This window comes from Streptacidiphilus sp. MAP12-20 (genome assembly GCF_041262525.1).
Lineage (GTDB): Bacteria > Actinomycetota > Actinomycetes > Streptomycetales > Streptomycetaceae > Streptacidiphilus.
In genome coordinates this window covers 54,494-67,552 of sequence record NZ_JBGCCK010000032.1, presented here as the reverse complement: position 1 = coordinate 67,552, position 13,059 = coordinate 54,494, and the positions used below count along the sequence as shown (strand labels likewise).

Here is a 13,059-nt window from a genome sequence, read left to right as displayed (position 1 = left end):
GAATTAATCCGAATATCTGGGGGGTTTGCGCCTCCGCTCAGCGGGGCAACTCGGAGAACGTTACGGGGCCCGGCAGACGGAGTCAAATCCGCCCATCGGGCCCCGTGCGTCACTCACGCGGACATCAGACCTCGACGACCATCGGCAGGATCATCGGCCGACGACGGTACGTGTCCGACACCCACTTGCCGAGCGTGCGCCGCACCAGCTGCTGGATCTGGCGGGTCTCCAGGACGCCGTCCTGCGCGGAGCGCGAGAGGGCCTCCTGGAGCTTGGCGATCGCGGGGCCGAAGGCGTCGTCGTCGATGCCGGAACCGCGCGCCTGGATGTTCGGGCCGCTCAGCACCTTGCCCGTGGACGAGTCCACGACCATGAACGCCGTGATGATGCCCTCGTCACCGAGAATGCGACGGTCCTTGAGCGAACCCTCGCCGATCTCGCCGACCGACAGGCCGTCCACGTAGACGTAGCCGGCCTGCACCTTGCCGACGATGCGCGCGACACCGTCGACCAGGTCGACCACGACGCCGTCCTCGGCGATGACGATGCGGTCCTTGCGGATGCCCGTCTTCTGCCCGAGCTCCGACACCGCCCGCAGGTGGCGCCACTCACCGTGCACCGGCATGAGGTTGCGCGGCTTGCAGATGTTGAAGAAGTAGAGCAGCTCGCCCGCCGAGGCGTGGCCGGAGACGTGCACCTTGGCGTTGCCCTTGTGCACGACGTTCGCGCCCCACCGCGTCAGCCCGTTGATCACGCGGTAGACCGCGTTCTCGTTACCGGGGATCAGCGACGACGCGAGGATGACGGTGTCGCCCTCGACGATGCGGATCTGGTGGTCGCGGTTGGCCATGCGCGACAGCGCCGCCATCGGCTCGCCCTGCGAGCCGGTGCAGATGAGGACCACGTCCTCGTCCGGCAGGTCGTCCAGCGTCTTCACGTCGACGACGAGGCCGCCCGGAACCTTGAGGTAACCGAGGTCCCGCGCGATGCCCATGTTGCGGACCATCGACCGGCCCACGAACGCGACCTTGCGACCGAACTCGTGCGCCGTGTCCAGCACCTGCTGGATGCGGTGCACGTGCGAGGCGAAGCTCGCGACGATGATGCGCTTGTCGGCGCGGTCGAAGACCTGCTGCAGCACCGGGCCGATCTCGCGCTCGGGCGCGATGAAGCCGGGGACCTCGGCGTTGGTCGAGTCGACCAGCAGCAGGTCGATGCCCTCCTCGCCCAGACGGGCGAAGGTCGGCAGGTCGGTGAGGCGGCGGTCCAGCGGGACCTGGTCCATCTTGAAGTCGCCGGTGGCGACGACAAGACCGGCCGGGGTGCGGATGGCGACGGCCAGCGCGTCCGGGATGGAGTGGTTGACCGCGATGAACTCGCAGTCGAAGGCTCCGATGCGCTCGCGCTGGCCCTCCTTGACCTCCAGCGTGTAGGGCCGGATCCGGTGCTCGGCCAGCTTGGCCTCGATCAGCGCCAGCGTGAGCTTGGAGCCGATCAGCGGGAGGTCCGGCTTCTCGCGAAGCAGGTAGGGGACGGCGCCGATGTGGTCCTCGTGCCCGTGGGTGAGGACGATTCCGTCGATCTTGTCGAGCCTGTCCCTGATGGACGTGAAGTCCGGCAGGATCAGGTCGACGCCCGGCTGCTCCTCCTCGGGGAAGAGCACGCCGCAGTCGACGATGAGCAGGCGGCCGCCGTACTCGAAGACCGTCATGTTGCGGCCGATCTCGCCGAGGCCGCCGAGCGGGGTGATCCGCAGGGCGTTCGGGGCGAGCGGGGGCGGGGTGCCCAGGTCGGGGTGGGGATGACTCAAAGGTTCTCCTTCCCGCGGGCGCCGGTCGGAGCTTCCTGGCTCTGGCGCACGCGGCATCGTTTCTGCTGTACGGGTCCTGCAAACGGGTGTTGCATCACGTCACCGAGGACCGGGACGTGGACGTCTGTTCTCAGAGGTGTACCCCTCCGTCGGCGAGATCCCTCCTCAGCTGAGCGATCTCCGCCTCGGTGGCCTCGACCAGGGGCAGCCGCAGCGGCCCGGCCGGGAGGCCCATGAGGTTGAGCGCCGCCTTGGTGGTGATCACGCCCTGGGTGCGGAACATGCCGGTGAAGATCGGCAGCAACCGCTGGTGTATCTCGGTGGCCTTGGCGACCTCGCCGGCGACGAAGGCGTCGACCATGGCGCGCAGGTCCGGGGTGACGACGTGCCCGACGACGCTGACGAAGCCGGCCGCGCCCACGGAGAGCAGCGGCAGGTTCAGCATGTCGTCGCCGGAGTACCAGGCCAGGCCGCTCTGGGCGATGCCCCAGCTCGCCGCGGCCAGGTCGCCCTTGGCGTCCTTGTTCGCGACGATCCGCGGGTGCTCGGCCAGCCGGACGATCGTCTCGGTGGCGATCGGGATGCCGGAGCGGCCGGGGATGTCGTAGAGCATGACCGGCAGACCGGTCGCGTCGGCGACGGCGGTGAAGTGCCGGTACAGGCCCTCCTGCGGGGGCTTGTTGTAGTACGGCGTCACCACGAGCAGGCCGTGGGCGCCGAGCTGCTCGGCCTGGCGGGCGAGTTCCAGCGTGTGGCGCGTGTCGTTGGTCCCGACGCCCGCGATGACGTGGGCGCGGTCGCCGACCGCCTCCAGCACAGCCCGTACCAGCGCGGCTTTCTCGGCGTCCGTGGTGGTCGGGGACTCACCGGTGGTGCCGTTGACGACCAGGCCGTCGTTGCCTGCGTCGACGAGATGGACGGCCAGCCGCTGTGCGCCTTCGAGGTCGAGGGAGCCGTCGGCGGTGAACGGGGTCACCATCGCGGTCAGCGCCCGGCCGAAGGGGGTTTCGGGGGTGGAGGTCGGAGCCATGAGTCCAACGCTACTCGTTACGGGCAGGGGTAAGCACAGACGGTCCAGCTGAAGGACAGCCGACCCGCCTGAACAGGCAAGGAGCCCGGCGCCGCCTGCTCGGGGGTTCAAGCGGCACCGGGGCTCGTGCTTTGAGATTAGGGAACCGTGAGATATCCCGCAAATGGGACATACGGGAAATCTTGCCAAACGGGCGATCCGTCAGCTCCGGCCCAGGTCAGCGGGGCTGTGCCATCAGGGCGCGACCCGGCCGTGCGTGTTGAAGGCCTCGTGGGTGAGCGGCATGAGCTCGGCCCACTGCTGCTCCATCTTCTCGGCGACCATCTCGATCTCCCGCTGCGGGAAGCTCGGCACCTTGGCCCGCTCGTCCTTGGTACGCAGCGAGAGGAAGTGCATGAGCGAGCGCGCATTGCACGTCGCGTACATCGACGAGAAGAGCCCGACCGGCAGCACGGCCCGCGCGACCTCGCGGGCGACGCCCGCAGCGAGCATCTCCTGGTAGCGGTCGTAGGACTGCCGGTAGGAGTCCTCCATCGCCTCGGTCACGGCCTTCTGCTGCTCCGGCGTGCCCTCGAAGAACTCGTACTTGCCCGGACGGCCCTTCTGCACGAGCTTCCGCTCGGGCGACGGCACGTAGAAGACCGGCTGGAGCTCGCGATAGCGACCGCTCTCCTCGTTGTAGGACCAGCCGGCGCGGTGCCGGTGGAACTCGCGGAAGACGAAGATCGGGGCGCTGACGAAGAAGGTCATCGAGTTGTGCTCGAACGGCGTACCGTGCCGGTCGCGCATCAGGTAGTTGATCAGACCCTTGGAGCGCTCCGGGTCCTTCTGCAGTTCTTCGAGCGACTGCTCGCCCGCCGTCGAGACCCGCGCGGCGAAGAGCACGTCGGCGTCCTGGGCACTGCTGCGCACCAGCTCCACCGTGACGTCGTCACGGAAGAGGGGCTCGGGCGCAGCCGAGGTCTCGTCGGTCAAGGGGGAATTCCTTTCGATCATGGGTCGACTCTGCCCCGGGCTCCGGTCCGATGCCGAGAGCCTGCCGATGCTGGTACCGGCACTACCCGGCGACCCGCCGAACAGGGTAGCCGCCGCGGGCCCGCAAAGGACATTTCGGCTACAGTGCCGCCCCGAAGGGGGAGAGATGGGGCAGCTGGCGGTTCGTGATGCGGTCGAGGCGGATCTCGCCGAGGTGGTGCGGGTGCGCATCGCCTCGTGGCGGGCGGCGTACGCGGGGGTGATCCCGCCGGTCTATCTGGACGAACTGGACGCCGGGGCCGCGCTGAGCCGGGCGCAGGACCATCTCCGCTCGCAGCCCGCCGACCGGCACTACCTGGTCGCCGAACGGGACGCGCGAATCGTGGGCTTCGCCATCGCGGGCCCCGAACGGCCCAGCGTCGAGGCGGCTCGCGGCGAGCGGCCGCGGACCGGCGAGGTCTACGCCCTCTACGTCCATCCGGATGCCTGGTTCACCGGCGCGGGCGCGGCGCTGCTCGACGCCGCCTCGAAGGCGCTCGCGGCGGACGGGTACGACGCCTTGGCCCTCTGGGTGCTGGAGCAGAACCCGCAGGCCCGCCGCTTCTACGAGCGGCAGGGCTGGCGGCCCGACGGCGGCCGCAACGTCCTGCAGCTGGGCGGCGCGCTGCTGCAGGAGCTCCGCTACGCCCGGACGGACGCTCGCAAGGTCAGTGCGCTGCCGCGGCCTCGGGGCCGGACTGGCGCTGCAGTGTGATCGCGCGCTCCATCGCCTTGCGGGCGCGCGGGGTGTCGCGGGCGTCCGCGTAGGCGACGGCGAGGCGGAACCAGCTGCGCCAGTCCTCCGGCGCCTCTTCCGTCTCGGCCTTGCGCCTGGCGAAGACCGCGTCGGCGGAGTCGCGGTCGATGCCGCCGCCGGGAGTGTGCTTCAGCTCGTCGACCGGCAGCCCGCCCTCGGCCTCCAGCAGCCGGGAGAGCCGCTGGCTGTCCCGGCCGAAGCGGTACGTCTTCCAGACGAACCAGAGCGCCAACGCGACCAAGGCCTCGGCGCAGACGCCGATGCCGATCCCGGCCGCGTTGCCGCTGGCCATCAGCTGGCCGCCGGTCGCGGCGACCACGACGAGCCCGAGCAGCAGCGCCGCCGTGACCACGAAATACATCACCCGAGCGACCACGACCCCGTCACTCTCCTTCGAACAAGAAGTTCTCGAGGCCGAAGGTGAGCCCGGGAACCTCCACGACCTTGCGCACGCCGGTCAGGATGCCGGGCATGAACGAACTGTGGTGCAGCGAGTCGTGACGGATCGTCAAAGTCTCGCCGACGCCGCCGAAGAGCACCTCCTGGTGGGCCAGCAGGCCGCGCAGCCGGACCGCGTGCACCGGGACGCCGTCCACGTCCGCGCCGCGCGCGCCGGGGAGGCCGTGCGTGGTCGGGTCGTCCTGGAGCGGCAGCCCGGCCTCGGCGCGGGCGGCGGCGATCAGCTGGGCGGTGCGGGTCGCGGTGCCGCTGGGCGCGTCGGCCTTGCCGGTGTGGTGCAGCTCGATGACCTCGACGGACTCGAAGAAGCGGGCCGCCTGCTGGGCGAAGCGCATGGTCAGGATCGCGCCGATGGAGAAGTTCGGCGCGATCAGCACGCCGGTGCCGGGCGAGGCCGCGAGCCAGGTGTCCAGCTGGGCGAGTCGCTCCTCGTTCCAGCCGGTGGTCCCGACGACGGCGTGGATGCCGTGCGCGGTGCAGTACTCCAGGTTGCCCATCACCGCGTCGGGGTGGGTCAGCTCCACGGCGACCTGCGCGCCCGACTCGACCAGCGTCTCCAGCTTGTCGTCACGGCCCAGGGCGGCGACGAGTTCCAGGTCCTCGGCGGCCTCGACGGCTCGGACGGCCTCCGAGCCGATCCGGCCCTTGGCCCCGATGACGGCGACCCGCAGCGGCGTGCTCATGTGCAGTGGCTCCTAACAGTTCCGGGAGTAACAGTTCCGGGAGGAAGTTCAGACCATGGCTTCGGCGAGGCGGGAGGCCCGCTTGCCTGCGACCGGCCCTATCACGGCGAGGGAGGGGCGCACCCCGCCCAGCACGTCGGCGGCGATGTCGCGGACGTCGTCCGGGGTCACCGCGGCGATCTTGCCGAGCAGCTCGTCGACGGAGAGGTGGGTGCCGTAGCAGAGCTCCGCCTTGCCGACGCGGGACATCAGCGAGCCGGTGTCCTCCATGCCGAGCACGGTGGAGCCGGACATCTGACCGATGGCGCGCTTCAGCTCCTCCTCGGTGATGCCGTTGGCGGCGACCTTCTCCAGCTCCTCGCGGCAGATCTTGAGCACCTCCTCGACGCGCTTCGGCTGGCAACCGGCGTAGATGCCGAAGAGGCCGGAGTCCGCGTAGGAGGAGGTGTACGAGTACACGGAGTAGGCCAGCCCGCGCTTCTCCCTGACCTCCTGGAAGAGCCGCGAGCTCATGCCGCCGCCGAGGGCGGAGTTGAGCACGCCGAGCGCCCAGCGCCGGTCGTCGGTGCGGGCGAGCGCCGGCATCCCGAGCACGAGGTGGGCCTGCTCCGTCGGCCGGTCCAGGATGTCGACCTTGCCGGCCGTGCGCAGCGCGCGGGTCCCGCCACGGGGAGCAGCGGGCAGCACGTCCTCGCGGCCGAGCGCGCCCACGCTCTCGAACGCCCGGCGGACCTGGCGGACGACCTTGGCGTGGTCGACGTTGCCTGCGGCGGCGACGACGAGGTGCTCGGGGCGATAGCGGCGGCGGTAGAAGCCGTAGACCTGGTCGCGGGTGAGCGCGTTGATGGTGTCGACGGTGCCCAGCACGGGACGGCCGAGCGGCGAGTCACCGTAGAGGGTCTTGGCGAAGAGGTCGTGCACGACGTCGCCCGGGTCGTCCTCGGTCATCGCGATCTCTTCGAGCACAACGTCGCGCTCGGTGTCGATGTCCTCCTGCCGGACCAGCGAGGAGGTCAGCATGTCGCTGACGACGTCGACGGCAAGCGGCAGGTCGCGGTCGAGCACCCGCGCGTAGTAGCAGGTGTACTCCTTCGCGGTGAACGCGTTCATCTCACCGCCGACCGCGTCGAGCGCGGAGGAGATGTCGAGCGCGGAGCGCGATTTCGTCCCCTTGAAGAGGAGATGCTCCAGGTAGTGCGTGGCCCCGTTCAGCACGGGAGTCTCGTCCCGAGACCCGACACCGACCCAGATCCCGAACGCGGCGGACCGCACGGTCGGCAGCGTTTCCGTGACGATGCGGAGACCACCGGGCAGCACGGTCCTCCGGACGGTACCTGCACCATCAACGCCCTTGAGTAGCGTCTTCGTCGTCCCGGGACGCTGATCCTGGGCGGTCGTCTGGGTCACTTAACTTCCTTCGGGATGTTGCAACTACCTGAGGGGCGCGAGGAACTGCGCGACAAGCCACCCTATGACGTGGATCCCCGAACGAGCAGGGCCATCCGCACGCCGGTGGTTTCTCGCGCGCGCAGTTCATCGAGCAGAGCCCCGCGCCCCTGGATAGTGCATGGATCGGCCCGACTCAACCGTGAAGGTCGAGCCGGGCCGCAGAGTGCAAGCTACTGCTTACTACTCAGCGTCGGGAGCGGCGTCAGCCGCCTCCTCGCCCTCGACGACCGGGATCAGCGAGAGCTTGCCACGCGGGTCGATCTCGGCGATCTCGACCTGGACCTTGGTGCCGACCGCGAGCACGTCCTCGACGTTCTCCACGCGCTTGCCGCCGGCAAGCTTGCGGATCTGCGAGATGTGCAGCAGGCCGTCCTTGCCCGGCATGAGGGACACGAACGCGCCGAAGGTCGTGGTCTTCACCACGGTGCCCAGGTACCGCTCGCCCACCTCGGGCATGGTCGGGTTGGCGATCTGGTTGATCGTCGTCCGCGCCGCCTCGGCCGCCGGGCCGTCCGCCGCGCCGATGTAGATCGTGCCGTCGTCCTCGATCGTGATCTCGGCGCCGGTGTCCTCCTGGATCTGGTTGATCATCTTGCCCTTGGGGCCGATGACCTCACCGATCTTGTCCACCGGGATCTTGATCGTGATGATGCGCGGCGCGTTCGGGGACATCTCGTCCGGAACGTCGATCGCCTCGTTCATCACGTCGAGGATGTGCAGACGCGCGTCGTGGGCCTGCTTCAGCGCGGCGGCCAGCACGGACGCGGGGATGCCGTCCAGCTTGGTGTCGAGCTGCAGCGCCGTGACGAAGGTCTTCGTGCCGGCGACCTTGAAGTCCATGTCGCCGAAGGCGTCCTCCGCACCGAGGATGTCGGTCAGCGCGACGTAGTGCGTCTCGCCGTCGACCTCCTGGGAGATCAGACCCATGGCGACACCGGCGACGGCGGCCTTCAGCGGCACACCGGCGTTCAGCAGCGACATGGTCGAGGCGCAGACCGAGCCCATGGACGTCGAGCCGTTGGAGCCCAGCGCCTCGGAGACCTGACGGATCGCGTAGGGGAACTCCTCGCGGGTCGGCAGCACCGGCAGCAGCGCGCGCTCGGCGAGCGCGCCGTGGCCGATCTCGCGGCGCTTGGGCGAGCCCACGCGGCCGGTCTCACCGACGGAGTACGGCGGGAAGTTGTAGTTGTGCATGTAGCGCTTGCGCGTCTCCGGCGCCAGCGTGTCCAGCTGCTGCTCCATGCGGAGCATGTTCAGCGTGGTGACACCCAGGATCTGGGTCTCGCCGCGCTCGAACAGGGCCGAGCCGTGGACGCGCGGGACGACCTCGACCTCGGCGGCCAGGGTGCGGATGTCCGTCAGGCCACGGCCGTCGATGCGGACCTTCTCCTTGACGATGCGCTGGCGGACCAGCTTCTTCGTCAGCGCGCGGTACGCGGCGGAGATCTCCTTCTCGCGACCCTCGAACTCCGGCAGCAGCTTCTCGGAGGCCAGGTCCTTCACGCGGTCCAGCTCGGCCTCGCGGGCCTGCTTGCCGGCGATGGTGAGCGCCTGGGCCAGCTCGTCGGAGACGGCGGCGGTCAGCGCGGCGAGCACGTCGTCCTGGTAGTCCAGGAAGACCGGGAACTCGGTGGTGGCCTTGGCCGAGTGCGAGGCCAGCTCGGCCTGCGCCCGGCACAGCTCCTTGATGAAGGGCTTCGAGGCGTCGAGGCCGGCGGCCACGACGTCCTCGGTCGGCGCCGTGGCGCCGCCCTTGACCAGCTCGATGGTCTGCTGCGTGGCCTCGGCCTCGACCATCATGATCGCGACGTCGCCGTCCGGCAGCGCGCGGCCGGCCACGACCATGTCGAAGACGGCCTCCTCGAGCTCCTTGTGCGTCGGGAACGCGACCCACTGGCCACGGATCAGCGCGACGCGGACGCCGCCGATCGGGCCGGAGAAGGGCAGGCCGGCCAGCTGCGTGGAGGCGGAGGCGGCGTTGATGGCGACCACGTCGTACAGGTGGTCGGGGTTGAGCGCCATGACCGTCACGACGACCTGGATCTCGTTGCGCAGGCCCTTGACGAAGGACGGACGCAGCGGGCGGTCGATCAGACGGCAGGTGAGGATCGCATCCTCGGAGGGGCGGCCCTCGCGACGGAAAAAGCTGCCGGGGATGCGCCCGGCGGCGTACATGCGCTCCTCGACGTCGACGGTCAGCGGGAAGAAGTCGAAGTGCTCCTTCGGCTGCTTCGACGCACTGGTCGCGGAGAGGACCATGGTGTCGTCGTCGAGGTAGGCGACCGCCGAACCGGCGGCCTGCTTGGCAAGGCGGCCGGTCTCGAAGCGGATGGTGCGGGTGCCGAAGCTGCCGTTGTCGATGACGGCTACGGCCTCGTGCATGGTGTTGTCTTCCACCCGGAAGATCTCCTTCTGTTGTCCTCAGGTGGAGCGTCCCCGCGCTGTCCTTAGTGCCGACGGCCTCTGTCCTTGAATAAAGAGGTGCCTGGCCGGTCTTCGATCGAAGCTGCCGGGCGGAGCACGCGTCTCGCGTCTTGCTCCTCCGGCGGCCACTACCGAGGACCGGCGCCTGGCGGGCGCTGGCTCGGATGCGGGTGGACGCTCCGCGTCCGGTGTCTGCCAGCCGTGTGCTTGCAGACACCCTTTGTCTTTCACACCTTACGCACGGTCTCTTTCCCACGCGTGCCCAAGGCTCAACCACGCCGCGTGGCGTGGCCGACTGTGTCGATTGTTCGGCGGAGCCGAATGCACCGAAGGGCGGCTCTCCGAATGAGAGCCGCCCCCGAGCGGGTCGAACTAGCGAGCGGAGCCCGCGGCGCCACGGCGGATGCCGAGGCGGTCCACCAGGGTGCGGAAGCGCTCGATGTCGGTCTTGGCCAGGTACTGCAGCAGGCGGCGACGCTGACCGACCAGGAGCAGCAGACCACGACGGGAGTGGTGGTCGTGCTTGTGGAACTTGAGGTGCTCGGTCAGGTCCGAGATACGGCGGCTGAGCATCGCGATCTGGACCTCGGGGGAGCCGGTGTCGCCCTCCTTGGTGCCGTACTCAGCGATGATCTGCTTCTTGATGCTCTGGTCGAGGGCCATGCCCACTCCTTCACGATCAGTGTGCCGAGCGCCCCTGGTCTGCCTCACAGGGTCTGATGTACTCGACGGCGGGACATCCTTGACGGGCATCCCAGCGGTCCAGCCTACCAGTCAGGAAGTGAAGCCCCTGACCGTGCCGTAGACGTCCAGGACCGCGAGGGCCAGCGGGATGAGCGAGGCGAGGGTCAGACCGTCGACCAGGTCGAGGATCCGGCCCCAGAACGGCGAGACGCCCTTGTTAGGGACCACCAACGCGATCCCGACCAGGATCGCGGCGGCGACGGCGATCCCCGCCGCCATGGCCAGGGTGCGGACGTCGACGGCGGAGGTGTTCCGCATGTTCGTGTAGAGGAACAGCGGCATGTGCAGGGCGAGGCCCAGGATCAGCAGCGCGAGGCTGCCGAGGCCGGCCGCGAGCAGGCACAGCACCTGCGAGGTGTGCCGGAAGAGCCGGGCGCGCAGCATCGTGGAGACGCCGAGCGCGAGCGCCAGCAGCTCCGGCCAGGTGCTGTTCGAGAAGGCCAGCACGACGCTGCTGCCCAGCACGACGGCGGCGCAACCGCCGACCATGCCGACGAGCAGCTCGTGGCCACGGCGGGCCTGGACGGCGATCCGGCTGAGGTCGACGGCCGGACCACCCTCCTCCCCCTCGCCGCGCAGCGCGGAGCCGCGCTGCTGCGGGGCGTGGAAGCCGACGGGCAGCCGCGCGAAGCGCGAGGAGAGGGACGGCAGGAAGCCGATCAGCGCGACGGCGACGACGGCGGCCCCGGCCGCGACCTCGCGGGCGGACGCCTCGGTGAGCACGCCGGCCAGGGTGGCCAGGGTGCCGACGCCGGAGACCAGCGCGGCGGCGACGAAGACGGCGTCGCCTGCGGGCATCAGCGCGGCGAGCAGTACGCCGGCCAGCAGGACGACGATGCAGCCGACCAGGAACTGGATCCGGCCGGGCCCCTGACCCTCGGCGGGCGCGACGATGCCGGAGCCGCCGAGCAGCGCGAGCGGCAGCGCGGCCAGCCCGAGCGCGAGGGCGGAGCCCCGGTCGGCGTAGACGCGGGCGCGGACACCGGCGAGCGCGACGAGCACGGCGGCGGCGAGGCCGGCGATCAGTCCGGGGAGGGAGTGCATGTCGTGCTGCAGGTCGGAGAACCAGAGCGCGAAGCCGAGCAGCGCGAGAACGATCACCCCGCCGATGAGACCTGCGGTCCGCATGAGGGTGGGCCCCCACTGGCTGCGGTCCTCACCGACACCGGCCGCGATCGCGTCGGCGACGTCGTCGTAGACGGCGGGCGCGAGCGACTCGGCGAAGGGCCGGAGGCTGAGCAGGTCGCCGTCGCGGACCTGCTGGGCCTGCAGGGGCAGGCTGCTGTCCAGGACGCTGCCGTCACGCCGCACGAGATGAAACCCGGTGGGCGCGCCCTCCGCCTGAGTCTGCCCGGAGAGGCGGAGCACCTCGGGATAGATGTCGGCGAGCGGGACGTCCTCGGGCAACGCGACGTCGATCCGACTGTCCGGCGCGACGACGGTGACCCGGCAGAACCCGGTCGTGGCACTGGCGCTCACGTGGTGGCCTCCCCCATACCGTGACTTGACAGCGGCTCACCCTACCGGAGACCTGACGGTGGCCAGACGGCTCGGTAGGGCAACTCCTCAGGAGCGCAGGGAGAACTGTCGGCAGACGGCGCAGTTGCACCTCCAGGGGCGCGGGGCTCTGCTTGATCAACTGCGCGCGCGAACAACCACCCTGTGCGGATGGCCCTGCGCGTTCGGTGCGCTACCAGGGGGGCACCCCCGGCCGAAGGCTGGGGGAGGGTGGCTTGTCGCGCAGTTCCTCGCGCCCCTGGAGGTGCAACTTCGCCGTGTGCAAGAAGGCTTCCGCTGCTGGTGGGAGAACGCCGGGACGACGCAGGAGAGCGAGGGTGCGGCGAACCGGAGGACTGAGCGGGCGGATGACCGCATCGTCCGGGGCCAGCGCCGCAGGCACCAGCGCGGCGAGGCCGCCGGAGGTGATCAGTGGGGTGATCGCCTCACGGAAGGTTGATTCCACCGCGATTGTCGGCGTGATCCCGGCCTCCGTGAAGAGACCGTCCGTCAGTTCCCGCCAGGCCGTGCCCGGAGCTCCGACAACGAGCGGCACTCCCGCCAGCTCGTCCACGGCCATCGGTTCCCCCGGGCGGTGAGCCCCAGGCGGGAGGACCACCACCACCTCCACCTCCCGCAGCGGCTCGACCACGAGCCCCTTGCTCTCCGCCACCGGCAGGTACGACAGCCCCAGCTGCGCGTCCCCCTCCCGCAGGTCGCGGGTCAGGTACGGGGGGCGGCGCGGCTCAATCAGGCGGACGGTCACCGCCGGGTGCCGCAGGCGAAAGCGGGCCGTGAGTTCGCCCGCCGCGTCGACCGCGGCCGGTTGGACGACCAGGTCCACCCGGCCCGCGACCAGGCCGACCACCGAGGCCACCGCCTCCCGCGCGGCGATCAGGTCCAGGGCCACGCGCCGGGCCGGCGCGACCAGCGCCTCGCCCGCCGAGGTGAGGACCACACCCCGCCCGGCGCGCTGAAAAAGCTTCGCGCCGAGGTCGCGCTCCAGCGCGCGGATCGCCTGGGAGAGGGAGGGCTGGGCCAGCTGCAGCGCGTCCGCCGCGCGGGTGAAGCCGCCGTGTTCGACGACGGCGAGGAAGTAGTCGAGCTGTCGGGCGTCCACCCGTCCAGCGTCCCATAGGCGTGGCCTATCGGTCCGGTGCTCAGTCCGTATTGGACGGCGAGGTGATCACCC

The 13,059-nt window shown here is 70.2% G+C and carries 11 protein-coding genes; 1 reads left to right on the top strand and 10 read right to left on the bottom strand.

The window, feature by feature from the left end; all coding sequences use genetic code 11:
• Positions 1–124 precede the first annotated feature (124 nt).
• From ABIA32_RS30905 to thyX, 3 genes are all read right to left on the bottom strand, one after another.
• Positions 125–1,810 (bottom strand): ribonuclease J, encoded by a 1,686-nt coding sequence (locus ABIA32_RS30905; RefSeq protein WP_370102703.1) that lies wholly within the window; start codon positions 1,808–1,810, stop codon positions 125–127.
• Between the two features lie 130 nt (positions 1,811–1,940).
• Positions 1,941–2,840: a 4-hydroxy-tetrahydrodipicolinate synthase gene (gene dapA / locus ABIA32_RS30900; RefSeq protein ID WP_370102701.1), complete on the bottom strand. Its 900-nt coding sequence runs from the start codon at positions 2,838–2,840 to the stop codon at positions 1,941–1,943.
• Positions 2,841–3,074: 234 nt separating this feature from the next.
• The gene (thyX, locus tag ABIA32_RS30895) at positions 3,075–3,815 is read right to left on the bottom strand and encodes an FAD-dependent thymidylate synthase (RefSeq protein WP_370102699.1); all 741 of its coding nucleotides are present in this window, start codon (positions 3,813–3,815) and stop codon (positions 3,075–3,077) included.
• Between the two features lie 166 nt (positions 3,816–3,981).
• Between thyX and ABIA32_RS30890 the strand changes: the two genes are divergently transcribed.
• A complete protein-coding gene (locus ABIA32_RS30890) occupies positions 3,982–4,569 on the top strand; it encodes an N-acetyltransferase family protein (RefSeq protein ID WP_370102697.1) in 588 nt (195 codons plus the stop codon).
• On the opposite strand, the gene ABIA32_RS30885 is transcribed toward ABIA32_RS30890, so the two are convergent.
• From ABIA32_RS30885 to ABIA32_RS30855, 7 genes are all read right to left on the bottom strand, one after another.
• Positions 4,523–4,987 (bottom strand): hypothetical protein, encoded by a 465-nt coding sequence (locus tag ABIA32_RS30885; protein WP_370102695.1) that lies wholly within the window; start codon positions 4,985–4,987, stop codon positions 4,523–4,525. The two genes, ABIA32_RS30890 and ABIA32_RS30885, sit on opposite strands and share 47 nt — an antisense overlap.
• Before the next feature lie 7 nt (positions 4,988–4,994).
• Positions 4,995–5,753 (bottom strand): 4-hydroxy-tetrahydrodipicolinate reductase, encoded by a 759-nt coding sequence (gene dapB, locus ABIA32_RS30880; RefSeq protein ID WP_370102693.1) that lies wholly within the window; start codon positions 5,751–5,753, stop codon positions 4,995–4,997.
• 48 nt (positions 5,754–5,801) lie between these two features.
• Positions 5,802–7,160, bottom strand: coding sequence for a M16 family metallopeptidase (locus tag ABIA32_RS30875; RefSeq protein WP_370102691.1), 1,359 nt, complete (start codon positions 7,158–7,160; stop codon positions 5,802–5,804).
• 222 nt (positions 7,161–7,382) lie between these two features.
• Complete coding sequence (locus tag ABIA32_RS30870; protein ID WP_370102711.1) at positions 7,383–9,584, bottom strand: polyribonucleotide nucleotidyltransferase; 2,202 nt, start codon at positions 9,582–9,584, stop codon at positions 7,383–7,385.
• 414 nt (positions 9,585–9,998) lie between these two features.
• Complete coding sequence (gene rpsO / locus ABIA32_RS30865) at positions 9,999–10,289, bottom strand: 30S ribosomal protein S15 (RefSeq protein WP_370102689.1); 291 nt, start codon at positions 10,287–10,289, stop codon at positions 9,999–10,001.
• A gap of 111 nt (positions 10,290–10,400) precedes the next feature.
• Positions 10,401–11,849 (bottom strand): type VII secretion integral membrane protein EccD, encoded by a 1,449-nt coding sequence (gene eccD / locus ABIA32_RS30860; protein WP_370102687.1) that lies wholly within the window; start codon positions 11,847–11,849, stop codon positions 10,401–10,403.
• A 211-nt stretch (positions 11,850–12,060) separates the two neighbouring features.
• Positions 12,061–12,987, bottom strand: a complete 927-nt coding sequence (locus tag ABIA32_RS30855; protein ID WP_370102685.1) for a LysR substrate-binding domain-containing protein — start codon at positions 12,985–12,987, stop codon at positions 12,061–12,063.
• Between the last annotated feature and the right edge of the window lie 72 nt (positions 12,988–13,059).

Coding starts and splice junctions, on each gene's coding strand:
- ABIA32_RS30870 (WP_370102711.1), bottom strand. CDS start 9,584: ATGCACGAGGCCGTAGCCGTCATCGACAACGGCAGCTTCGGCACCCGC.
- rpsO (WP_370102689.1), bottom strand. CDS start 10,289: ATGGCCCTCGACCAGAGCATCAAGAAGCAGATCATCGCTGAGTACGGC.
- dapB (WP_370102693.1), bottom strand. CDS start 5,753: ATGAGCACGCCGCTGCGGGTCGCCGTCATCGGGGCCAAGGGCCGGATC.
- ABIA32_RS30890 (WP_370102697.1), top strand. CDS start 3,982: ATGGGGCAGCTGGCGGTTCGTGATGCGGTCGAGGCGGATCTCGCCGAG.
- dapA (WP_370102701.1), bottom strand. CDS start 2,840: ATGGCTCCGACCTCCACCCCCGAAACCCCCTTCGGCCGGGCGCTGACC.